Annotated in this window: 19 protein-coding genes and 1 riboswitch; of the genes, 12 read left to right on the forward strand and 7 right to left on the reverse strand. The window is 41.3% G+C overall.

Annotated features, from left to right (window positions below; genetic code table 11):
• The first annotated feature begins 6 nt into the window (after positions 1-6).
• The 3 genes from DP73_RS13905 to DP73_RS13915 all read left to right on the forward strand — a co-directional run bounded on the left by DP73_RS13905 (position 7) and on the right by DP73_RS13915 (position 4567).
• On the forward strand, positions 7-843 hold the full coding sequence (locus tag DP73_RS13905; RefSeq protein ID WP_034600292.1) for a protein-glutamate O-methyltransferase CheR: 837 nt from the start codon (positions 7-9) through the stop codon (positions 841-843).
• A gap of 72 nt (positions 844-915) precedes the next feature.
• Positions 916-2883, forward strand: coding sequence for a response regulator (locus DP73_RS13910; protein ID WP_034600293.1), 1968 nt, complete (start codon positions 916-918; stop codon positions 2881-2883).
• A gap of 157 nt (positions 2884-3040) precedes the next feature.
• Positions 3041-4567 carry an FAD-dependent oxidoreductase gene (locus DP73_RS13915; RefSeq protein WP_034600294.1) on the forward strand — a complete coding sequence of 509 codons (1527 nt, stop codon included), beginning with the start codon at positions 3041-3043 and terminating at the stop codon, positions 4565-4567.
• Between the two features lie 175 nt (positions 4568-4742).
• Here the strand turns inward: DP73_RS13915 and DP73_RS13920 are convergent, their stop codons facing one another.
• Positions 4743-5555 (reverse strand): DUF2935 domain-containing protein, encoded by an 813-nt coding sequence (locus DP73_RS13920; RefSeq protein WP_034600295.1) that lies wholly within the window; start codon positions 5553-5555, stop codon positions 4743-4745.
• A 297-nt stretch (positions 5556-5852) separates the two neighbouring features.
• On the opposite strand from DP73_RS13920, the gene DP73_RS13925 reads away from it, so the two are divergent.
• Complete coding sequence (locus DP73_RS13925) at positions 5853-6317, forward strand: NapC/NirT family cytochrome c (protein WP_034600296.1); 465 nt, start codon at positions 5853-5855, stop codon at positions 6315-6317.
• Positions 6318-6415: 98 nt separating this feature from the next.
• Here DP73_RS13925 and DP73_RS13930 read toward each other — a convergent pair whose 3' ends face one another.
• Positions 6416-7369 carry a helix-turn-helix transcriptional regulator gene (locus DP73_RS13930; protein WP_034600297.1) on the reverse strand — a complete coding sequence of 318 codons (954 nt, stop codon included), beginning with the start codon at positions 7367-7369 and terminating at the stop codon, positions 6416-6418.
• Between the two features lie 221 nt (positions 7370-7590).
• Between DP73_RS13930 and modA the strand changes: the two genes are divergently transcribed.
• From modA to DP73_RS13965, 7 genes are all read left to right on the forward strand, one after another.
• Positions 7591-8400, forward strand: coding sequence for a molybdate ABC transporter substrate-binding protein (modA, locus tag DP73_RS13935; protein WP_034600298.1), 810 nt, complete (start codon positions 7591-7593; stop codon positions 8398-8400).
• 115 nt (positions 8401-8515) lie between these two features.
• Positions 8516-9208 (forward strand): molybdate ABC transporter permease subunit, encoded by a 693-nt coding sequence (modB, locus tag DP73_RS13940; RefSeq protein WP_034600299.1) that lies wholly within the window; start codon positions 8516-8518, stop codon positions 9206-9208.
• Positions 9201-9869 (forward strand): ATP-binding cassette domain-containing protein, encoded by a 669-nt coding sequence (locus tag DP73_RS13945; protein ID WP_034600300.1) that lies wholly within the window; start codon positions 9201-9203, stop codon positions 9867-9869. The genes modB and DP73_RS13945 overlap by 8 nt, the downstream gene beginning before the upstream one ends.
• A gap of 390 nt (positions 9870-10259) precedes the next feature.
• Positions 10260-12935, forward strand: a complete 2676-nt coding sequence (locus DP73_RS13950) for a sensor histidine kinase KdpD (RefSeq protein WP_034600303.1) — start codon at positions 10260-10262, stop codon at positions 12933-12935.
• Between the two features lies 1 nt (position 12936).
• A complete protein-coding gene (locus DP73_RS13955) occupies positions 12937-13620 on the forward strand; it encodes a response regulator (RefSeq protein WP_034600304.1) in 684 nt (227 codons plus the stop codon).
• 27 nt (positions 13621-13647) lie between these two features.
• On the forward strand, positions 13648-14982 hold the full coding sequence (locus DP73_RS13960; RefSeq protein WP_205623396.1) for a TrkH family potassium uptake protein: 1335 nt from the start codon (positions 13648-13650) through the stop codon (positions 14980-14982).
• 12 nt (positions 14983-14994) lie between these two features.
• Complete coding sequence (locus DP73_RS13965; protein ID WP_034600305.1) at positions 14995-15645, forward strand: TrkA family potassium uptake protein; 651 nt, start codon at positions 14995-14997, stop codon at positions 15643-15645.
• 134 nt (positions 15646-15779) lie between these two features.
• On the opposite strand, the gene DP73_RS13970 is transcribed toward DP73_RS13965, so the two are convergent.
• The 3 genes from DP73_RS13970 to DP73_RS13980 form a co-directional block, all read right to left on the reverse strand.
• Positions 15780-17186, reverse strand: coding sequence for an MFS transporter (locus tag DP73_RS13970; RefSeq protein WP_034600306.1), 1407 nt, complete (start codon positions 17184-17186; stop codon positions 15780-15782).
• A gap of 10 nt (positions 17187-17196) precedes the next feature.
• Positions 17197-17565, reverse strand: a complete 369-nt coding sequence (locus tag DP73_RS13975; RefSeq protein WP_242865764.1) for a MarR family transcriptional regulator — start codon at positions 17563-17565, stop codon at positions 17197-17199.
• Between the two features lie 278 nt (positions 17566-17843).
• A complete protein-coding gene (locus DP73_RS13980) occupies positions 17844-18191 on the reverse strand; it encodes a YggT family protein (RefSeq protein ID WP_034600309.1) in 348 nt (115 codons plus the stop codon).
• A gap of 207 nt (positions 18192-18398) precedes the next feature.
• Between DP73_RS13980 and cooS the strand changes: the two genes are divergently transcribed.
• Complete coding sequence (cooS, locus tag DP73_RS13985) at positions 18399-20318, forward strand: anaerobic carbon-monoxide dehydrogenase catalytic subunit (protein ID WP_034600310.1); 1920 nt, start codon at positions 18399-18401, stop codon at positions 20316-20318.
• 75 nt (positions 20319-20393) lie between these two features.
• Here cooS and metA read toward each other — a convergent pair whose 3' ends face one another.
• Both metA and DP73_RS13995 read right to left on the reverse strand, forming a co-directional pair.
• Positions 20394-21317: a homoserine O-succinyltransferase gene (gene metA / locus DP73_RS13990; protein WP_034600311.1), complete on the reverse strand. Its 924-nt coding sequence runs from the start codon at positions 21315-21317 to the stop codon at positions 20394-20396.
• A gap of 171 nt (positions 21318-21488) precedes the next feature.
• Entirely contained in the window at positions 21489-22781 is a 1293-nt protein-coding gene (locus DP73_RS13995) for a homocysteine synthase (protein ID WP_034600312.1), read from the reverse strand.
• A gap of 162 nt (positions 22782-22943) precedes the next feature.
• Positions 22944-23050, reverse strand: a riboswitch (SAM riboswitch).
• Positions 23051-23149: the final 99 nt, after the last annotated feature.

Consider the following 23149-nt stretch of genomic DNA (forward strand, 5'->3'; position numbering starts at 1 on the left):
GAGAATATGGCGAATCTAGAAAATCAAGACGAAATAGAGAAAATTGAAATTGAACTTCTTTTAGAAGGAATATACCGTTTCTATGGTTTTGATTTCAGAAATTATGTTGCTGCTTCAATAAGGCGCAGAATCTGGAATCGTATCCGAGCTGAACGTTTGAAAAATGTTTCAAGCCTACAGGAAAAAGTTCTCCATGATCCGGGTGCTATGGCTCGGCTCATTGCAGATTTTTCTATCCATGTCTCTGAGATGTTTAGAGATCCCTCTTTCTTTAAGACGTTTAGAGAGGAAGTAATTCCAATTCTTAAAGACATACCGTTTATTAGAATTTGGCATGCCGGTTGTTCCTCCGGAGAAGAGGTTTACTCTATGGCCATGATCTTATATGAAGAAGGTTTATACCATAAGACGAAAATTTATGCGACAGATATGAATGAAGAATTATTAGAAAAGGCGAGAAAAGGTGTATACCCATTAAACAAAATGCCTCGTTACGAAGATAATTATCTTGCCGCAGGGGGAAAGCAAGATTTTTCGGTGTTCTTTAATGTATGTCATGATAAAGCTTGTTTTCACAGGTTTCTTACCCATAATGTAGTATTTGCCCAACACAATTTGGCGACAGATTATTCCTTTAATGAGTTTCATGTCATAATTTGCAGAAATGTAATGATTTACTTTGATAAGATTCTACAAAACCGAGTACATCAGCTGTTTTATGAGAGTTTGTGTATGAGAGGATTCTTAGGGTTAGGTGGCAAGGAGGATATAGCCTTTAATGATTATTCTCAATACTATGAAGTCCTTAGTACTCGGCAGAAGCTGTATTGTAAGGTGAAGTGACTACCAAGGAATTGTGATATTCATTAAGAGAGAAAGACAAAGTATCTTAGGGTACCGAGGATGTTAAAAAGTATGAAGATCTTAATTGTAGATGACCGCCGAGATAATTTGCTGGCCTTGGAAGCTGTACTTGAATCACCTGATTATCATCTGGTATTGGCTATGTCTGGAGAAGAAGCTTTAAAATGCTTACTGAAAGATGATTTTGCCGTAATTCTACTAGATGTTCAGATGCCGGGTATGGATGGATTTGAAACTGCTAAGCTCATCAGGGCGCGGAAAAAGAATGAGGAGACTCCTATAATTTTCATTACAGCAATCTATCAGTCTACAGAAAATATTACTAAAGGGTACTCCTTAGGGGCTATTGATTATTTGTTCAAACCATTCAATCCTGAAATGCTGAAATTCAAGATAGAAGGGTTTATTAAGATACACATACATAAGAAAAAGATAAAGCATCAGAATGATTTGCTAAAGCAGCATGCCCTTGAACTAGAAATTATTAATAACAGCCTGGAACGCACGACTACGGATTTGCGCAGAGCAGAAGCTCTGGCTCGGGTAATCGGAGAAACCTCAACAGATACAGTGATCACCATGGATACTATGGGCAGAATCATTAACACTAATCCAGCAATTAAAACTATGTTTGGGTATGAACATGGGGATTTGCTGGGGGAAACTGTTGAAGTTCTTTTGCCGGATAACAACTTTTCGTTTCATAATTCCATTAATAACTTTGTTCTTTGTCAAAGTAGTAAGGTGCTAAATTCCATGGCTAAACATAAAACCGGAAAGGTTTTCCCCGTAGAGATTCAAGTGGGAGTTGCCAGCATAGATGAGCAGGAGATTTTAGTATGGTCTGTTAGGGACATTTCTGAGCGGAAGCAGCTGGAGAAAGAGAGAATAGACCGTTATAGAACTCTTGAAAAATTAGTCTTGGAGAGAACGGGTGAACTGTTCCGTACGAACCAGAAGTTAAAGGAAGAAATATTTAAACGCAACAAAATAGCCGAGGAACTTAGGAAGACCAGTCTAAGGCTTAATAATATCCTGGAAAGCATAACGGATGTGTTCTTTACCCTAGACCACCATTGGAAGTTTATTTTTGTCAATGAAGAGGCGGAAAAATACTGGTTGAAGGGCCGGGATGAGCTAATTGGAAACAATATTTGGGATCTCTTCCCTGAAGCACTTTTAGAGTATTATCCTTTATTTAGGAAAGCGAAATCAAAGAAAGAAGCTATACATTTTGAAATTAAAGGACTATATTCTGAGACACCTTATGAAGCTCATGTTTATCCCTCCGAAGAAGGACTATCTATTTATTACCATAATATTATGGAGCGGAGAATGTTCGAAAAAGAAATGGCCCGTCTCGATCGTCTAAACCTTGTGGGGCAAATGGCGGCTGGAATAGGTCATGAGGTGAGAAACCCTCTTACGACAATTCGCGGTTTTCTTCAGCTCATGGAGGGGAAAGATGAATTTGCAAAGTCCAAGAGTTATATCAAGTTAATGATTGAGGAGCTTGATAGAGCTAATTCAATTATTTCAGAATTTCTAAGTTTAGCCAAGAACAAGACAGTCGATCTCCGGCCTTTAAACCTGAACACGCTTATAGAAAACTTATTTCCCTTGTTACAGGCAGATGCCATGGTTAGTGACAAGAATATTAAAACAGAATTAGAGGACATAGAAGTCTTATCTTTGGATGAGAAGGAAATTCGCCAGCTTATTTTGAACCTTGTCAGGAATGGGATGGAGGCCATGAGACGCAATGGCACATTAACACTGCAAACTTTCATGGATGGTGATAGGGTTGTTCTGGCAGTACAGGATGAAGGGTGTGGAATCAAGGCTCAGGACATTGAGAAGCTTGGAACCCCGTTTTTCACTACTAAAGAGAGCGGAACGGGTTTAGGGTTGGCTACTTGTTACAGCATCTCTGCTCGGCATAATGCTCAAATAGATATTGAAACGGGGAATTCGGGAACAACCTTTTATGTGAAGTTTAAGACTAAGCAGAAATATTGAGAATTGAGGGACAGGTTTCTTGAGCTATTGAAACCTGTCCTTTCTCGTGTTTTCAAAGCTCTGCTTCTATTAATAGATAAACCTTCTAGACATGCTTATATAATAATTAAAGTCGGGTACATTAAGGGAAATGCTATCAAGGGGTTGAATACGTAAAATGAATCAACAAAGTAAAGCTAACTACACCTTGCAGAATCCCCCAAAGTCCTTTTGGATTGCCTCTACTCCCAAGACAGATTATCCGACCTTAAATGAAGATCTAAAAGTGGATGTCGCTATTATTGGCGGGGGAATGGTCGGTATTACAGCAGCTTACTTACTTGTAGAAGAAGGAATGAAGGTTGCCGTTTTAGAAGCGGATCGTATACTCTTGGGTACGACGGCTCATACCACTGCGAAACTTACCTCGCAGCACGGGTTGATCTATAAGCAATTAAAAGATCAGATGGGTTCTGAAAGAGCAAAGCAATACGCAAATGCTAACGAAACTGCAATAAAATTTGTCGCCAAGTTAATAGAAGAGAAAAAGATTGATTGTGATTTTAGTTGGCAGTCTGCTTATATATATACTCAAGCAAATGAGTATATCCAAAAACTTCACGATGAGCTGACTGTGGCGGAGGAATTAGGCATTAGAGCAGCCGATCAAAGTGAATTAGAGATACCAATCCCAATTAAAGGTGCGTTGCGGTTTGATAATCAAGCGCAATTTCATCCTCGAAAGTATTTATTGGCCCTTGCTAAAATGCTTGAAGACAAAGGGGGTCTGATTTTTGAACAATCTAGGGTTGTGGATCTTCAGGGAGAAGGCCCTTATGATGTGATAACCCTTAAAGGAAAGAAAATTACAGCCAGTCATGTTATTATGTCATCCCACTACCCTTGTCATAACTTTCCTGGACTCTACTTCTCAAGATTGTATACGGAAAGAGCTTATGCGGTGGTGGCAAAGGTTAAGGAGCCATTCCCCGGCGGAATGTACATAAATGCTGAAACTCCTACTCGATCACTTCGATCGCTGCCCACGGAAGATGGAGAAAGAGTTCTGATTGTCGGAGAAAAACATAAGACTGGCCACGGTGAGAATTTAGTTCAGCATTATCTAAATCTGATGGATTTTGCTGAAGAGCTCTTCACAGTGGAGGATTTCCCATATCGTTGGTCAACTCAGGATTGTACTACGCTGGATGATATTCCGTACATAGGTCAGATGACATCTGATCGGCCAAATCTCTATATTGCAAGTGGATTTAGAAAATGGGGGATGACTCATAGCACAGTATCAGGTCTAATCCTGCGAGATTTAATTGTCAAAGGGGAATCGCCATGGCAAGAAGTCTATCATCCCTCTCGTTTTAATTCCTCTTCTGCGGTTGAGTTTGTTGTTCAGAATACAGATGTGGGGATAAACTTTGTATCCGGTAAACTCAAACCGGTTCAAGATGAGCTCACAGTCAATCCTGGGGAGGCTATAGTTGCTGATGTCAAAGGGCATAGAGCAGGAGTATATAAGGATTCAGAAAACCAGTTGCATATTGTAGATTCAACATGCACACATATGGGGTGCGAAGTACAGTGGAATGACGCTGAACACTCTTGGGATTGCCCTTGCCATGGGTCAAGATTTACGATTGATGGGAAGATCGTGGAAGGTCCGGCTATGAAGGAGCTCGAGACAATATAGCCCCATAAAATGAGCTGTTACAGGCGGATTTATCAAAGCAGAGTTCTGATAATCTTATGAAGATAGTATCGAGTTTCAAGGTTGAATAATATATAGGGTATATTAAGGAGTAGTAAAAGAGTTGCTAAAGAACTCGATTACTACTCCTTGTCTGTAATTTTATCGCTTATGGTTGTCAAAGCTTTTCAGAGATTCTCGGCTTTCCCGGGTCGCAGGGAGGGCTCTTAACATCGGAAACACAGGAAAGCTTTATTAAATAGTAGCATTCCTCTCGCAGCATGTGATCTGGTATTAAAGGGTCAATGATACCTAATGCAGTATTATTAAGGAGCATTTCTTGGAGCTGTATCAAAAATTGATTAAACTGTTGGATCTGGCTTGCTGCCTCATGGTTGAACTCAGCTAACTCTGGAAAAATCTTTAATGATCTTGCAAGGCCAACCATTTCAATAGCTTTCTGATAAGATGACTCAAAATCTCTAGTAAATTGCTGACCTTGCATGCGTAAGGATTTTTCGACAGCGTCGAGGGAGGTTGCTATTGAATCAGCATGTCCGATGGCATCAAGCAGCCATAACAAATGATAGTGAGTAGGATGGAGTAACGGGACATCTTCCCCCTTGAGCAGAAAGCCTAACACTAATAGATACTCTTCTAGTTCATTGACCATATGGCTTATAAATGAAGGAGGGAGAGATAATCCGATTTGACCTGCGAGATGTCTTTGAATTAAATGCAATTTAAACTCTTTTAATTGTTGAACTCGCTGCCAAATAAGTTGATTGATACTACTTAGTTCCTCCCTATTTAAATCCTGCCTGGTTTGAGTGAGTAAATTATCAAATTCCTGAATAAAGTAAAGCGCCCGGCTGATTTCCTCCTTTTCTGAGGGACTTGAGGCTTTATAGATGAAACGAGAATGATCGCCAAGAACCTGTAACCAAAAACGGTGCTCATATAAAGCACGTGTGGTATAGTCGTTGCTCATGAGAAAACCTCCTTTATAACCCTTTGCTAGTTAATGATATTCGCCTATAAATGAGTTATACCATGAGATAAGCCTATATCCGGTAGCGATTGTTCTATGGAAATAGGGCTTGGTCAAATTTTGACCAAGCCCTATTAATCAAATCCGGGGTAAGGTTTTTTGCTATATAGAGTAGATTATTTCGTGATTTCAAGTCAATGATCAAACTATCAAAAATTATTAATGATTAGGAATGCTTGCGTGAGAAATGAGAATCCTAATTCATAACTTGTTAACGAAGAAGGGTGATTATCGGCTATGAAATCTATCAATAAGGGCTTAACGCTTAGTGGACTTGTAGTAGTAATAATATTATATATCGTTTATAGAGTTAGCTATTCCTTCTTTGCTAATCCATCAGCATGTCTAAGATGTCATGAAGTGGAGCCCTATGCAGTGTCGTGGAAAAAGTCTCCGCACAGCATGGTGGACTGCAGGGCCTGCCATGAAAATCGAGGGATTTTTCATAGGCTTGATTTTGCTACTCGAGGTGTTAGAGATATTGGAATACATATTAGGGGTGACTACTCATTTCCGATGAAAGCTATTGTTTATGAGTCAAATTGTATTACTTGTCATTTAGGTGATTTTAAGCCGGAATTAGAGGCACCTCCCATGCCTAAAGGGCATGCCAAACATATTAAGAATAGTGTAGGCTGCAACAATTGCCATAGAGATACGGGGCACAAGAATGGCCTTATGGTGGATGAGGGCTTTGAATAGTCACATAGGAAATGATAGTTATTTAGAAATCAGTGAACATGGAGCAAGACTTCCCCGTTCGGAAAAGGGATTGAAGAGAGACATCGCAAAATATTCAACTAGACTTCTGCTATGATCTCTCCCATTCGAGATATGTCATACCCTCCAATTCCCTGTACTTCATTGCGAAATGCGGAGGATCTTAAGATGCCGATTAATGCCTGGAAATGTGGACGTTCTACATCTTCTAAGCGCATTACTAAATCGTAGCGTTCTTTATGAAGGGGGATAAAATCAAGATTTGCAAATTGCATGGCAACTTTTTCAATCCCTAAGCCTACGTCTGCTTCTCCACGGGCAACTTTGCTAGCTACTGCCAGGTGAGTTAATTCTTCTTCTCCGTAGCCAAGAATGTCTTGGCGCATAATTCCCGAGATCCTCAGTTGTTCATCTAACAATACTCTTGCCCCTGAACCTCTTTCTCTGTTTACATAACGAACTTCAGGTTTGACTAAGTCTGCCCAAGTGGTTATGTTTTTTGGATTTCCCTTAGCAACATAGAATCCTTCCATTCGATAGACTAAGTTAATGACACAGGTTTGGTGACCAGGCATTAGTCTTCGTACATACGGGGTGTTGTATTCGTTAGTATCGCTATCCCATAAATGGGCAGTGACAACGTTGGCCAACCCGCGGTATAAGGCCATCAGCCCATCAATACTACCGATATAGCGGCGTAAGAAGTGAACCTGGGGAAATTGCTTCTCTAAATACCGGGTCAAAATGTCTAAAACGATATCTTGGCCGCAGATAACTAAGCTTTCGTCACTGGTAAAACGATGGCGATGAACTAATTGCTCGTTGATAGCTGAGGGGTCTAGAGGAGGGTTAGATGTGCTTGGGCCCTTAGATTTTTGCTTATAAGCCTCAAGATCAGCACCCTCTACACGGACTTTACGACCAATGCGATAAGCAGTAAGCTCACCTCTTTTGATCAGCTCATATACTGTAAATTTCGAAATCTTTAAGATCTTGGCAATTTCTTCGGGTGTATAGGAAATATCAGTGGACATAGCTAAGCTCCTGTCTCTTGAAGTATGCAAATGTACTGTATACTTTGCTGAATGTACTTGCTAATGTATTATAACACATAGTATAATGTCAGTGTAATTCAGTCTTGTTAGTTTTTGTTTGCTTATGAATGGTTATAGAAGTTGTCGTTGACTAGCATTAGCTAACAAAACCTAACATGAATGAAGTGATGTAAATAGAAGTGTTTGAGGAGGGGGATAAAGTGAAAAAAGTATCATGGCTCTTAGGATTAAGTTTTGGTTTATTGTTCATCTTAGCTACTGTAGGTTGTAATGCGAATAATGCTGCCCAATCGCCAGAAAAAACAAGCCAGGGTAAACCTATAGAAATCATGGTATCGGCTGCGTCAAGTCTGCAAAATTCGCTAACTGAACTGCAAAAGGACTATGTTCAGAAAAAACCCGAAGTGAAGATTACCTTTAACTTTGGAAGTTCGGGAACTCTCCAACAACAAATAGAGCAGGGTGCACCGGCTGATCTTTTTATTTCTGCTGGAAAATCTCAAATGGATGCTTTGGGGCAAAAAAATTTGCTGGTTAAAGAAAGCAGAATTGATTTACTGGGGAATGACTTAGTTCTTGTTACAGGAAAGCAAAACAACGAAGTAACCTCTCTAGAAGATCTGGCTAAAGGGGAAGTAGGGAAAATTAGTATCGGCACTCCTGAATCTGTGCCTGCCGGAAAATATGCTCAAGAAGCTTTGAAGAGCCTCAATCTTTGGGATCAATTAACGTCTAAGTTTGTCTTGGCTAAGGATGTAACCCAAGTCTTAAATTATATAGAAACAGACAACGTGGACGCGGGCTTAGTATACCAATCCGATGCTCAGGGCTCAGATAAGGTGAAAGTCCTTATGGCTCTTCCTGAGAGCAGCCACAAGCCTATTGTCTACCCTGCGGCGATTATCTCAGCTACTAAAAATCAACAAGCCGCAGAAGACTTTTTAAAGTACTTACAGAGTTCAGATGCGCAGAAAATCTTTACTCAATTTGGATTTAAGCCCATCCTGTAATGCCCTGTACTGATTAAAGGGCTTTACGCCAAAGGAGGCTTATCGTATTCCTGAAAAAACCACCCCTACATATTAAGTAGGAACCCTAAAAACTGAACAAAGTGCGGTGAGCCTTATGGATTTTAGCTTTATTCCAATTATCTTATCCCTAAAAGTTGCCTTCGCAGCCGTTATTATTGTAACTTGTATCTCCATACCACTAGCTGGTTTGATGGCCAAGAGGGAGTTTCTGGGCAAGGATGTCGTCGAGTCAATTATTACCTTACCTTTGGTATTACCGCCCTCGGTTATTGGTTTTATGCTGCTTTTTGTTTTTGGCAAGAATGGTCCTTTAGGAAAGCTGTTAGAACAATGGTTTCATACCAGAATAGTCTTTACCTTGGCAGGAGCAGTTGTTGCGGCTGCCGTTGTCGCTTTGCCTTTAATGTATCAATCTGTGAAGGTAGCAATGGAGAATGTAGACCCGAACCTCGAAAAGGCTGCCCGTACATTAGGGGCTAAAGAATTGAGAATATTTATCACCATAACTCTGCCTTTGGCTTGGAATGGAATTGTGGCAGGCTTGGTTTTAGCCTTCGCCAGATCTCTGGGGGAATTTGGAGCAACATTGATGATTGCTGGGAATATCCCGGGTAAGACTCAAACAATGCCATTAGCTATATATTTTGCCAATGAATCAGGGGACACTGGGCAAGCCAGTATATTGGTGATCATTATGACTGTATTTAGTTTTATGGTTATTTATGGACTTAATCGCTGGGGTAAGAAGTCACAGCATGATTCAAGAGGAGGTGGGGATAATGCTTAAAGCTCATTTCAAAAAAAAGTTACCAACCTTTGATCTTGAAGCAAATATCTCCTTAAATAGTGGAATTCTAGCTCTTGTTGGTCCCTCCGGTGCCGGCAAGACGACAATCCTTCAGTGTATAGCTGGTCTCCAAACCCCTTCCCAGGGTGAGATTAAGATCCGTGAAAAGGCGGTCTATTCTTCTGAGCAGGGCATAAATGTTCCTATTAGAAATCGACGCATAGGGTATGTTTTTCAGGACTATGCTCTCTTTCCCCACATGACGGTAGAAAAGAATGTGATGTATGGTATCCCTAAAAAAGATAATATCTCTAACAAAGTTTTAACTGTTTCTAAGGTATTAGAGATGCTAAAGATTGAACATCTCCGGCATCGCTATCCTAACCAGATTTCCGGGGGAGAAAAACAAAGGGTTGCCTTGGCTCGCGCCTTAATGACTGAGCCTGAACTGTTATTGCTGGATGAGCCACTTTCAGCACTTGATCAAGAAACCCGTGGTACACTTCAACAGGAGTTGCTCAAGCTTCAGGCCCAATGGCAGATTCCATTTATCTTAGTCACCCATGATCCTCAGGAAGCAGAAATCCTAGGTGATCAGATTATTAAGTTAGATCGAGGCAGGCAAGAGAGTATTAGAGGTGGGAGTCTTAAGATTGGCTGACTGTGTTATAGAAGCGATCATGAGCGAGGAATGGAAATGGGCTTAATGACCTGAGAGAGAATAAAGTATTAAAATATAGCCTGTGTTATATAAAGATAGAGGGCGGTAAAAAGCTTGTTTTTCAAGCTCTTTACCGCCCTGTTTTAATCTAATCCAATTACAATTATTAGAGGTTATGTTTTTAGTTTTTATAAAGTCCGAATTGCTGTCCACAGTATTTTTGGATAATATTTAATAGGATACGATCTTTATTTTTTATTTATGCTCTTAACTTAAATTTTTACATCATTTATATGTACAAAAGCACTATAATTAAGACTGCATTTAGTATGTTTGTTTAAGTTTGTCGGACAATAATGATGTAGACCGTAAATAATGAGGGTGATAAGGATGTCAAAGGGAAAACTTACAATATTCTTAGGAGCAGCTTACGGGGTTGGAAAAACTTATGCCATGTTAGAAGCGGCTATAGGAAGGTTGTCCGAAGGTATAGATGTCGTTGTGGGTTTCGTTGATACTCACAATAGAACAGATACTGAGGCAATGGTTCAGAAATTAACGGTCATTCCCACAAGATATCTGAACTATAGGGGTAAGATTTCTCAAGAAATGGATTTGGATGCTGTCTTGACAAGGCATCCACAAATTGTCTTAATTGATGAACTGGCTCATACGAACGCAGAGGGATCCCGGCATAGAAAACGTTATATGGATGTCAAAGAGTTATTGTCAGAGGGCATCAATGTATATACCACAATGAATATTCAGGACTTAGAAACCTTGAATGATATCGTAGCCCAAATTACTGGGGTAACTGTAGGAGAGACAGTCCCGGACCAGATGTTAGAACTAGCCTCTCAAATTCAGTTGATCGATATCCCTCCCGAAGAGTTAATTCAAAGGTTAAAAGATGGTAAGGTGCATGTTCCCGATCAAGAAACAGAGGACTTTAAAAACTTCTTTCGGATGGGCAATATCAGCGCTTTGAGAGAGTTAGCTCTCCGCTATACTGCGCAACGCGTAGATCGTCAACTGGAATCTTATCGGAGAGTTCATGGGATCGCCGTACCCTGGCCGACGGGGGAGAAGATTTTGGTCTGCATAAGTGCCAGTCCCTTTTCAGCTCAGTTAATTCGGATAGCCAAAAGAATGACAGAGAAGGTACAAGGGGAGTTATTGGCCGTCCATGTGGAAACTCTGCGTCGCTTGCCAAGTAGTGAGGCAGAAAAAGATTCTATGGCTAAAAATCTCCGTTTAGCGGAGGAATTAGGTGCGGAAATTATTGGGCTAACCGGGAACAGTGTTGCTGAGGCGATTTTAGAAGCAGCCGAAAAACGCAATGTATCCCAGATAATTATTGGCAAGCCCGAGCACACCCGTTTCTGGGAGATCCTGCATGGATCCGTCGTGGACAAGGTAATTCGCCAAAGTCAAGGAATTAGTATCCATGTTATTCCTGGGAATAAGCAGGAGGTAGGCCTGTCGCAAATTCATAGATTGAAGAAAGATGAAGATACTGGAGCTAAGATCCAGCAGAGGGTTTTTCCACAGATCATTCCTTATTTGGCCTCAAGCCTAATGATTACTGTCATGACCTTATTTTTTATGGCACTTAGTCCTTTTTTGGGGCTGGTTAATATTTCTTTATCTTACGTACTTCCTATTCTAATCAGTGCTGCTCGCTGGGGGACTCTGCCAGCCGTTGCAACGGCGTTAATGGGAACGATCGCCTTTGACCTTTTCTTTGTCCCTCCAATTTTTAAGTTTACGGTGGCAGATCTGCGCTATCTCATCAGCTTTGCTATTTTTCTGTGGGTAGGTGTGATTACGGGAACTCTATCAGACCGCCTAAAAAAGCAAGTGAACTATTCCCGGCAAAGGCAGAACAGCATTTCCGCACTTTATTCTCTAAGCCGGGATATAGCAGCTGTCGACGACCTAGATGCCGTATTAGACAGTATCGTCAGTAATGTATCGAAAACCCTAGAGGGACAAGTAATGTTACTTTTGCCCAATGATCAGGCACAACTTACCTTAAGAAAAAATTCCGGATCCGATAATTTCTTAGATCGGCAGGAACTTTCAGTTGCTACTTGGGTCTATGAAAGGGGACTAAAAGCGGGCAATGGAACAGAAACTTTGGGAACTGCTAAGGCCTTATACCTGCCACTACGCACAGAACAGGGAATGCAAGGAGTTCTGGGAATATACAGCAATGACCGAAAGGCGAATTTAGATCCCGAAAGATTTCGCTTATTAGAAGCCTTTACAGGATTAGCTGCTATGGCCATTAATCGAGTTAAATTGGCGGAGCAAGCCAGAGAATCTCTTTCTTTAATCGAATCTGAACGTTTACGCACGGCACTTTTTAATTCCCTTTCTCATGATTTGCGCACACCTCTTGCTTCTATTATCGGAGGAGTCACTGGGTTGTTAGAAGATCAAAATCTTGTCTATAGCCCCGAGGTTCGCAAAGAATTGCTAAAAACCATTCTTCATGGAGCTGAACGAATGAATCGTTTTATTAGTAACTTGTTAGATATGGCGCGGTTAGAAAGTGGGATGCTGCGCTTAAAGAAAGATTGGTGTGATCTTCAAGATATTGTCGGAGTGGCAATTATGAGACTGGGAGACACCTTAACTCGACGACCTCTGGACATTAATATCCAAGAAAATCTGCCCTTAGTTCAGGCAGATGGAATCTTGATCGAGCAGGTGTTGGTCAACCTGCTGGATAATGCCCTTAAGTACTCTGAAGCAGCAAGTAAAATTAAGGTATCGATCCGGCAACAAGAAAACCATCTGGAAATTGTGGTCTCTAACCGGGGGCAAAGCATTCCTGAGACAGATTTAAGCAAGGTTTTTGATAAGTTCTATCGGCTCAGTTCGCCGCTGCAAGTAAGTGGAACTGGGCTTGGACTGGCTATTTGTAAAGGATTTATCGAAGCACATGGGGGAGACATTTGGGCGGAAAACAATAAACTCGGCGGGGTGACAATTACCTTTACTTTGCCATTAACCGATCAATTTTTGGGTATTGTACCCGAGATGGATGAAGGGGAGTAAGATGGAAAACAAAGGTCAGCGGATTTTGATTGTTGATGACGAAACTCAAATAAGGAAATTTTTGAGGGTGGCCTTAACGAGCCATGGTTATGTAGTGAAAGATGCCAAGACGGGTAAAGAAGGTCTTGAGGAAGTTGCTATTTTCAGCCCGGACTTAGTAGTTCTAGATTTAGGGTTGCCTGATCTTGATGGGATAGAGGTAGTGCGTATACTGCGAGAATGGACAAAAGTACCTATTATCATTCTATCGGTGAATGAACAAGAGAATGATAAGATTACGGCTCTGGATGTTGGGGCGGATGATTATGTGACGAAACCCTTTGGCATGGGTGAATTGCTGGCTCGAATTCGAGCGGCAATGCGTCATAGCAAAGGAGTAGAGGAACAGCCAGTTTTGCATTTTGCTGACCTGTCCATCGATTTTTTACATCGCCGGGTCACCAGAGATGATCAAGAGATCAAGCTTACCTTGACAGAATATGAAATTGTTAAGAATTTGGCGATTAATGCCGGAAAGGTATTAACCCACAGCTATCTACTGCGTACAGTATGGGGACCCTCCTATGAAAAGGAAGTACAGTATTTGCGGGTTTATATTGGCCAGATTAGGAGAAAGTTGGAACGTGATCCATCTCGTCCACAGCATATTATCACTGAATCAGGGGTAGGATATCGTTTGTTGTAATACAGACTCACTTGGAGGGAATAGGAATTGGACGCATTGGGAAAATTTATGTCACCATCACGAGTTTTAGTTTTTGGATTTGCTCTTTTAGTTCTCTTTGGGGCCTTATTACTGACTTTGCCTCAAGCAACTCAGGATGGATTGGGCTTACCTTTCTTTAATGCAGTGTTTACAGCGACTTCGGCAGTTTGTGTTACAGGGTTAGTTGTTGTGGATACAGGCACAACATTTTCGATTTTTGGGCAATGGATCATCCTTTTCCTGATTCAAGTGGGTGGCCTGGGTTTTATGACCTTTGCAACTTTGTTTGCCATGATTTTGGGAAAAAGAATTACGCTTAAGGAACGCTTGTTATTACAGGAGGCCCTAAACCAGTTTTCCGTCGAAGGGATCGTACGCTTAACAAAGTCTGTCTTGCAGATTTCCTTTGCAATTGAGGCGATTGGCGCAGTTATTCTAACCTTACGGTGGCATTCGGATTATGGCTGGAGTAAAGCCCTTTATTATGGTGTATTCCATTCGATTTCTGCCTTTAATAACGCGGGTTTTGATCTTTTTGGTGATTTTTCTAGTTTGACGGCTTTTGTTGGCGACCCCATCGTTAATATTACCATTATGCTTTTGATAATTTTCGGGGGCTTAGGTTTTATTGTTATGGCGGAAATACTGGAAAACCGGAAAAGGTTTAGACTTCATACAAAAATCGTTCTTCAGGTTTCTGGGGTGCTGATCTTATTAGGGGCTGTGTTTATATTTATCATGGAATACTCAAATCCTCTGACTTTAGGGCCTCTCCCTTTAGAGACAAAGGTGCTGGCAGCTTTCTTTCAATCCGTTTCCCCTCGGACAGCGGGCTTTAACACCATCAATCTGGCAGGTATGCATGACACAACCTTGCTTTCTGTGATTGTACTCATGTTTATCGGAGCTTCTCCGGGGGGTACAGGGGGAGGAATTAAAACTACAACTTTTATTTCCATTGTTTTATCGGTATTAAGCACCTATCGCAGTGATCAGCATGTAGTTTTAGAGGGGCGGACTTTGCCCAGGGATGTGATCCAAAAGGCTTGGGCGATTACGACTACAGCAGTAATTCTGGTTTTCTTAATCTTATCAATTCTATCCTATACCGAGAACTCAGATTTGCTAACCGTCCTTTTTGAGGTGACCTCTGCCTTTGGAACTGTGGGTCTATCCTTGGGTATTACCCCCACTCTTTCCTCTGTCGGCAAAGTGGCGATTATTTTAACCATGTTTATAGGCCGGGTTGGGCCCTTGACCTTGGCATTTGTACTTTCTCAGAAAAAGAACCAACAGGCCGGTCATGTTAAGTACCCAGACGAACGGATTTTGATTGGGTAGGAGGAGAAAAATTTGCGCAAACAATTTGTAGTTATTGGCTTAGGTAGATTCGGAACCAGTGTTGCTAAAACTCTTACTGCTTTGGGGCATGAGGTTCTTGCGCTAGATAAGAACGAACAGGCCGTTCAGTCTGTCATGCAGGATGTGACCCAAGCAGTTCAGGCCGATGCTCGAGAGGAGGATACCCTTAGAGGATTAGGGGTGCGGAATTTAGATGTCGCGATTGTTGCAATTGGCGATGACCTGGAGGCAAATATTCTAATAACTCTAATGCTGAAGGAAATGGGGATACCCTATGTTGTAGCTAAGGCTCAGTCAGCACAACACGGCAAGGTATTAGAGAAAATTGGGGCAGATAAAATTGTTTATCCGGAACAAGATATGGGGATTCGCTTGGCTAACAATCTTATTCGAACAAATGTCATGGATTTTATAGAGTTATCCTTAGATTACAGCATCTTTGAAATAATTGCCCCCTCAAAATTTGTGAATCAAACTCTCGGAAAATTAAACTTAAGAGCTGTCTATAAGATTAATGTGATGGCCATCAAAAAAAGTAAAGAGGAAATTGTGATTGCTCCAGGGGCCAGTGCACTGGTGGAAGAAAAAGATGTTTTAGTAATTGTTTGCAACAAAAAAGCTCTTTCCAAGTTGCCGGACTAATTATTTAATTTTATTAACTAGCAAGAAGGTATTTGTTTTAATATACTTTCCTTTTTAATTATTAATCAAAGAGTGGCGGAATAACAAAGGGAGGTCGCAGTGAACTGGATTGTTCGTTGCGACCTCCCGACTATTTACTGGGCTTTAGCGTAACTCTTGCGATTAAAGGATATTACAGCAGCTGTAAGGGCAATAGCCATAGCTACTAACATAACATAATGGTAAGCAGACATGAAAGCGTCTATTTGAGAAGGATTTGGTGCAGCGACACCGCCTAGGGCATCAAATAAGGATACAGACCAAGCAATGCCAATGACCATACCTAAATTGCGAACTAAACTGTTAATTCCTCCGGCAACCCCAAGCTTTTGAGGAGGAACTGAACTCATAACGCTGCTATTGTTGGGAGATTGGAACATTCCCGCTCCTAAACCGGTAAGTATAGCGCCTGGGATTATATGGTAAAAACTAGCTGATGCTGAAAGGGTAGAGAAATAGAGCAGGCCCACACCAGTGATAGTCAAACCCGTTGTGGTCAGGAATACAGGTCCGAATTTATCTGAGGCATTACCACTTATTGGAGCTGCGATGGCCATTGTAATGGGAAAAATCATTAAGAGCATACCTGCTTGAGCCGGATCGTAGTTTAAAACACCTTGTAGGTAAAAAGGCAAAATCATATTGTTAGCAAACATAGCGATAAAGGATAAACCACCTGCCAGGTTACCGATCAAAAAGGGGCGATTGCGAAATAGAGATAAATTGATCATAGGATGGGTCACTTTGCGCTCAGTTAGAATGAATAAGATAAGTAGTATGATTCCAATGATAATACTCATGAGTACCGGTAGACTTGACCAACCCCAATCTTCTCCATTGGTGATTCCGAGAAGCAGAAAGATCATTCCAATGGTAAAGGATAATGCACCAAGATAATCAAAGGGTTCTTTTTCTTTATTAGGTACATCTTTAGGAAGAACTAGGAGTACAGCAGCGAAACCAAGAAGTCCTATCGGGACATTTATGTAAAAAATGGACCGCCAGCCCGCTAATTTAATGAGTATACCGCCTAAAGCAGGTCCTGTCAGAGAACCCAGAGCTACAACTGTTCCCGTCAGACCTAAGGCCTTTCCTCGCTCCTTTGGGGGAAAAATTGCGGTGATAATAGCTGGGCTGTTTGACATAAGCATTGCGGCGCCTAGGGCTTGCACCACTCGAGTAGCTACTAAAAACCAGATGTTTTGAGCCAATCCACAGAGGGCGGATCCAAGAATAAAAACTAAAAAGCCATAGCCGAAGACCTTTTTGCGTCCCATTAAATCGGCAAGACGCCCGAAGACCGGCAGTAAGCTGGTAATGGTTAAAAGGTAGGCGGTAACCACCCATTGTAAGGTAGAAAGATTGGAGTTCAGTTGATGAGAAATTGTGGGTAAGGCTACATTTACGATGCTTCCGTCTAAGGTTGCCATAAAGGTTCCTACAGCGACTGTCGCCAAGACATACCAACGATAATTCGGCGAATTCTTGATATTGTCAATCATGGTTATCCCCCTAATCGATATTAGCACTAATTCTGTTCATTAAATTGGTAAGTTGAGACCTTTCCTCTTCTGATAGTCCACGTAAGGCGTGTTCCAAGGCTTTACGAGCCAGAGGTTTGAGAGAGGCCTCAATTTCTTGGCCTTCTTTTGTCAGGTAAATTAAAGAAACTCGTCTGTCCCCAGAATCAGCTTGGCGACGAATCAACCCGCGTTGCTCCAGTTTATCTAGAATCCTGGTAATCGTAGGTTGATCCTTATAACTTCGCTCGGCTAATTCCCTTTGGGAAATGCCATCCTCTACCCACAACCATTTTAGTAATGGCCATTGCTCGTGTGTAACATTATAGGGTTTAAATGCTCTAGCAAGGTTATTCTTCATTTTTGAGTTAGTTTTGCCGATAATAAATCCTAAATTCTCTTCGAAAATGTTAATTCCTCCTCTATTAACATTGTTGCAACAATATTTGTATCTATAAAATATTGTTACAACAATTATATTTTCAGTTTATCACCCTTATTAAGAGTAATCAAGGGATTAAAGCGAAGAGATTCTATAAAGATATCGTTTGATACTCCTATAAAAAAGCAATCCCCTAACAAGGTTTCGTTAGGGGAGGCCAAACTATCGTACATGAGTAGTGTCTTTATCAAGCTAATTTAACGAATACCGGGTTTTGAAGAAGATTTGCTAATCTCAATTAACTTTACTATCCCCCAGGCAATAATAGCATAGACAATCATGGCAATAATGGTGGTTGGCTCCAAAATTGACTGGGTTTCAATACCTTTAGTAACAGCAGACGGAAAAATACCATTAAAGGGAACTAAGAAGGCTTGGGATACTGAATATATGAATGAAACAAAGGGGCTTTTTGGATTTGCTCCCAGAAGCTTAAAAACCAGGCGGAAGGCAAATAAAACCTCCAGCACACCTAAGATATAATAAACAATATTCTTGGCTTTTATATAATCGGGGTTAGTTTTTATATCCGTACCTTCGTTCATTAGGAACCCTCCATTAATTAATTTATAGTGTTTTTAGCTTTCCATTTTTGAATACTTACTATTACATCAAGAGCAGATTTAATAAAAAATATGGACTAAACGAAATGCCGTAAACTCATTAACTTAGGATAAACCATGAAGACTAGTACATAATTGGGGAATATAATGGGTAAAATTTTTCTAGTAATAAAAGAAGGGAGATAGGAAATGTCAGAAACTATCCAAGAGAAAACTGAAGGTAGATTAAGCTACCATGATTCAGTAGAAGAGATGATGCCGCGAATCCGTGAAGATGGAATGTCCAATGTCTTCGACCGCTGGGTTCAACAAGAGAAAATACGTTGTAAATTTTGTTTGCAAGGTCTAACCTGTCAACAATGTTCTCATGGTCCGTGCAGAATTAGTGAAAAAGGTGGACAGGATAAAGGGGTCTGCGGAATTGGTCCGGATGCTATGGCTATAAGAAAGTTTCTTCTGCAGAACATCATGGGAGCAGGAACTTATAGTCATCATGCTTATGAGGCGTTTAGAACGTTGCGGGCAACTGGTGAAGGAAAAACTCCTTTTAAGATTACCGATGTTAATAAGCTTAAATGGATGTGTGAAAAGCTTGGAATCAATACGAATCAGGATACTAACCAGATGGCCATACAATTAGCCGATCTGCTCGATGCTCAACTGAATATTGGGACTGAAGAACCTAATTTAATGGTTGAAGCCTTTGCTCCTAAAAAGCGAAAAAAGGTCTGGCAAGATCTACATATCTATCCGTCCGGTGTAAACCATGAAGAACAAAATTCAGTTGCCAGCTGCTTAACAAATGTTGACGGTGACTATGCTTCCTTAGCCTTTAAGGCGATGCGCTTAGGATTAGCAACCATCTATAACGCCCAGATTGGACTGGAAATGACTCAGGATATCTTGTTTGGTACCCCTAAACCCCATGAGGTTAATGTTGATTTAGGAATTATGGATCCTGAATATGTCAATATTGTGTTTAACGGACACCAGCCTTGGCCCGGAGTTGCCACTATACAGAAAGCTAAAATGCCCGAAGTTCAGGAAAGAGCGAAAGCTGCAGGTGCAAAAGGACTTAGGGTTGTCGGTTCAATTGAAACAGGACAAGAGCTAGTCCAAAGATTTGGAATGGATGAAGTTTTTGTAGGAATGATGGGGAACTGGTTATCAATCGAGCCTTTACTGGCAACCGGGACAGTGGATGTTTTAGCAATGGATGAGAACTGCTCTCCACCTGCGATAGATATGTATGCCGAACAATATCAAGTATCTTTGGTCAGCGTCAGTACAATTATTGGGGTTCCCGGACTCCAACATAAGATTCCATACCATCCGGAAAAAGTCGATTCAATGGCTGATCAGCTTATAGACATTGCTATTGAAAACTTCAAAAAACGCAAAGGAAAGGTTGTTCCAAAGGTTCCTCAAATAACCCAAAAAGCAATTGCCGGATTCTCTACAGAAGCTGTTTTAGAAGCCCTTGGCAATAAACTCGATCCACTTGTTGATGTAATAGCCGCAGGAAAAATTAAAGGTGTTGTAGCTTTGGTCAGTTGTTCTACGATTAGAAATGGCCCACAGGACTGGAACACAATTAACCTTACTAAGGAGCTCATTAAAAGAGATATCTTGGTGGTTTCCGGTGGGTGTGGAAACCATGCTTTAGAGGTTGCGGGACTGTGTAACATGGATGCGGTAAAACTGGCAGGTAAAGGTTTGGGTGAAATCTGTACTGCTTTAAAAATCCCCCCGGTTTTAAGCTTCGGAACATGTACGGATACCGGTAGAATTTCCATGCTTGTTACGGCATTAGCAGACCATTTAGATGTTGATGTTCCTCAATTACCGATTGCCGTCACTGCTCCTGAATGGATGGAACAAAAAGCAACGATTGACGGAATTTTTGCTGTTGCATATGGTGCCTATACGCACTTATCCCCGACACCCTTTGTAACCGGTGCTCCTAATGTGGTCAAGCTATTGACTGAGGATGTAGAAGGGCTAACCGGAGGTAAGGTGGCTCTCGGAGATGATCCCGTTGAAGTCGCTAATAATATCGAAGCCCATATAATATTAAAACGCAAGGGTCTGGGTTTAAGTAACAATTAAGCAGATTTTCATTACGTCATACAGATAAAATGTATTAAAAAAATGGTTGTCAGTAGGATCTGACAACCATTTTTTTCAACGTGCTCCTAAATCATAAGGGGTCGTTTGGTAGACGTAGTAATTCAGCCAGTTCTGAAAAAGTAAGTTGGTATGGGAACGCCAATTATGAATAGGGGTGTTGGTGGGGTCATCCTTGGGAAAATATCCTTTCGGCAGAGCTATAGATAATCCTTTGGCGATGTCCCGGTCGTACTCCTCTTTTAAAGTTAAGGTATCGTACTCCGAGTGCCCGGTTACAAATACTTGTCGTCCATCTTTGGAGACAACAAGGTAAAGACCTGCTTCATTCGATTCTGATAGAATTTCTAATTCAGAGTGTGTTTCAAGGTCTGAACGCCTAACTTCTGTGTGACGAGAGTGGGGAACATAAAACTCATCGTCAAAACCACGGAGGAGCTGCATTCCGTTTAAGCCGCTTTTGTTGACATTATGCTTAAAGATCCCGAACATTTTCTCAGCAAGAGGGTACTTAGGAATTCCATAGTGATGATATAGACCAGCTTGAGCTGCCCAGCAAATATGAATCGTTGAAGTTACATGAGTAGTTGTCCAGTCCAGTATAGTTTGGAATTCTTCCCAGTAAGTTACCTCCTCAAAGTCTAAGTGCTCCACCGGTGCTCCGGTTATAATCATGCCATCGAACTTTTGGGCCTTGATTTCACTAAAACTTTTATAGAATGAATCTAGATGCTCTTGGGCGGTATTTTTAGAGACATGGCTTTCGATATGCAAAAGTACAATATCTACTTGTAAAGGCGAATTGCCCAGTAATCTTAATAGCTGTATTTCAGTAGCCTGTTTAAGAGGCATGAGGTTCAAAATCACAATTTTCAAAGGACGGATATCTTGGTGAAAGGCGCGTTCTTCTCCCATGACGAAGATATTTTCTTGGTGCAATATATTTAGTGCCGGCAGATTCTCAGGTATTTTGATAGGCATAGGATAAACTCCTTTCAGGCGCGAGGGTCGATGGGAAGTCAAAGTTTAATAAATATCCCATCAGCGGTTGGCGCAATTTATATTGAAAAAGATCAAAAACTTTCTAGGTGAATAAAAGAATCGCTTCTAAGTTGCGTGCCCAAGTTGCTGGGACTTTCCTAAGGGCAAGTGTTAGGGACGCTGACTTGCCAGGAGGGCCTGATCTAGATCATCCAGCAGGTCAGCAATTGTTTCGATTCCAATGGACAGTCTGATCATATCCGGTGAGACCCCTGCGCTGCGTTGGGATTCTTCATCAAGCTGTTGATGAGTGGTGCTTGCTGGATGGATGACTAAGGATTTAGCATCCCCGATATTAGCTAAGTGAGAGAAGAGTTGAAGGTTGTTAATGAATTTTTTTCCTTCGTTAAGCCCGCCTTTGAGGCCGAAGGTAAAGATTGATCCTGACCCTTTGGGCAAATATTTTTCAGCGAGTGTATGGTAAGGGCTTTTTTTCAGACCAGGATAGTTTACCCAGGTTACTAAGTCATGTTGATCAAGGAATTCTGCTACTTTTTGGGCGTTTTCAACATGACGCTCCATACGCAAAGGAAGTGTTTCTAATCCTTGCAAGAATAGGAAGGCGTTAAAGGGAGAGAGGCAGGCTCCTGTATCTCGAAGAAGGGAGACTCTAGCTTTTGTAATATAAGCGGCATTTCCACAGGCTTCTGTAAAGACAATATCGTGGTAACTGGGATCGGGTTGGCTTAGCCCTGGGAACTTCCCGTTGTTCCAATTGAATTTTCCGGAGTCGATAATCACACCTCCGATTGAAGTACCGTGTCCGCCAATAAATTTTGTTGCTGAATGAACGACAATGTCTGCTCCATGTTCGATGGGGCGACATAAATAAGGTGAGGCAAAGGTATTGTCAACAATTAGGGGAATGCCGTTCTGGTGAGCGATACCGGAAATTATCTCCAGATCCGCAATGTTGATAAGGGGATTCCCGATGGTTTCAGTATATAGGGCCTTAGTCTTAGCCGTGATTTTTGAGCGATATTCCTCCGGTTTGTCAACATCTACGAAATGAACCTTAATGCCCAGTTTAGCAAATGTATAGTTGAACAGGGTAAAAGTGCCGCCGTAAAGGGAACTTGAAGCAACTATCTCGTCTCCGGCTTGAACAATATTTAAAAGGGCATAGGTAATTGCAGCTTGGCCAGAAGCGGTAGCCAGAGCGCCGATACCTCCTTCCAGAAGAGCTAGGCGTTGTTCGAAAACATCTTGGGTAGGATTCGTTATTCGAGTGTAAATATTACCGGATTCTTTGAGAGCAAATAAATTGGCTGCATGATCAGTGTCATTGAAGACAAAGGAAGATGTCTGGTAGATTGGAACAGCCCGTGAATTTGTGGCGGAATCAGGGCTTTGCCCTCCGTGTAAGGAAATTGTTTCGATACCCAGTTGTCGTATTTCAGTCATGATAACTCCTCCTTAATTTGCTGATGAAATGTGAGACACGGGGATGGTTCTTGTAATCAGTAAGAATGAGGGTTGATATGTTGTGAGAGAATTTATTGAGGTTTCCTGGATAAATAGAAACGACCACTTCAAGAGAAGCGGTCGTATATTATTTACACGCTACTCTCATCTCTCAGAACCTAAGGTTCTGCTGGAATTAGCACCTTATAGCTTACGCTATCGGTTGCCGGGCATCATAGGGCCAGTCCCTCCGCCACTCTTGATAAGAGAATTCAATATTTAATTGTTTTACTTGGAATATAGTTTACTATAAAACAAAAAATAACTGGTGTCAACAGAGGGTTGGCTGCCAATTTGTGACAAACTAA

It is taken from the genome of Desulfosporosinus sp. HMP52 (assembly GCF_000765145.1).
GTDB lineage: Bacteria > Bacillota > Desulfitobacteriia > Desulfitobacteriales > Desulfitobacteriaceae > Desulfosporosinus.

Excerpts from the sequence above, each read along its gene's own strand:
- DP73_RS13905 (WP_034600292.1), top strand. The coding sequence starts at position 7 with ATGGCGAATCTAGAAAATCAAGACGAAATAGAGAAAATTGAAATTGAA.
- DP73_RS13910 (WP_034600293.1), top strand. The coding sequence starts at position 916 with ATGAAGATCTTAATTGTAGATGACCGCCGAGATAATTTGCTGGCCTTG.
- DP73_RS13915 (WP_034600294.1), top strand. The coding sequence starts at position 3,041 with ATGAATCAACAAAGTAAAGCTAACTACACCTTGCAGAATCCCCCAAAG.
- DP73_RS13920 (WP_034600295.1), bottom strand. The coding sequence starts at position 5,555 with ATGAGCAACGACTATACCACACGTGCTTTATATGAGCACCGTTTTTGG.
- DP73_RS13925 (WP_034600296.1), top strand. The coding sequence starts at position 5,853 with ATGAAATCTATCAATAAGGGCTTAACGCTTAGTGGACTTGTAGTAGTA.
- DP73_RS13930 (WP_034600297.1), bottom strand. The coding sequence starts at position 7,369 with ATGTCCACTGATATTTCCTATACACCCGAAGAAATTGCCAAGATCTTA.
- modB (WP_034600299.1), top strand. The coding sequence starts at position 8,516 with ATGGATTTTAGCTTTATTCCAATTATCTTATCCCTAAAAGTTGCCTTC.
- DP73_RS13945 (WP_034600300.1), top strand. The coding sequence starts at position 9,201 with ATGCTTAAAGCTCATTTCAAAAAAAAGTTACCAACCTTTGATCTTGAA.
- DP73_RS13950 (WP_034600303.1), top strand. The coding sequence starts at position 10,260 with ATGTCAAAGGGAAAACTTACAATATTCTTAGGAGCAGCTTACGGGGTT.
- DP73_RS13955 (WP_034600304.1), top strand. The coding sequence starts at position 12,937 with ATGGAAAACAAAGGTCAGCGGATTTTGATTGTTGATGACGAAACTCAA.
- DP73_RS13970 (WP_034600306.1), bottom strand. The coding sequence starts at position 17,186 with ATGATTGACAATATCAAGAATTCGCCGAATTATCGTTGGTATGTCTTG.
- DP73_RS13975 (WP_242865764.1), bottom strand. The coding sequence starts at position 17,565 with ATGAAGAATAACCTTGCTAGAGCATTTAAACCCTATAATGTTACACAC.
- DP73_RS13980 (WP_034600309.1), bottom strand. The coding sequence starts at position 18,191 with ATGAACGAAGGTACGGATATAAAAACTAACCCCGATTATATAAAAGCC.
- cooS (WP_034600310.1), top strand. The coding sequence starts at position 18,399 with ATGTCAGAAACTATCCAAGAGAAAACTGAAGGTAGATTAAGCTACCAT.
- metA (WP_034600311.1), bottom strand. The coding sequence starts at position 21,317 with ATGCCTATCAAAATACCTGAGAATCTGCCGGCACTAAATATATTGCAC.
- DP73_RS13995 (WP_034600312.1), bottom strand. The coding sequence starts at position 22,781 with ATGACTGAAATACGACAACTGGGTATCGAAACAATTTCCTTACACGGA.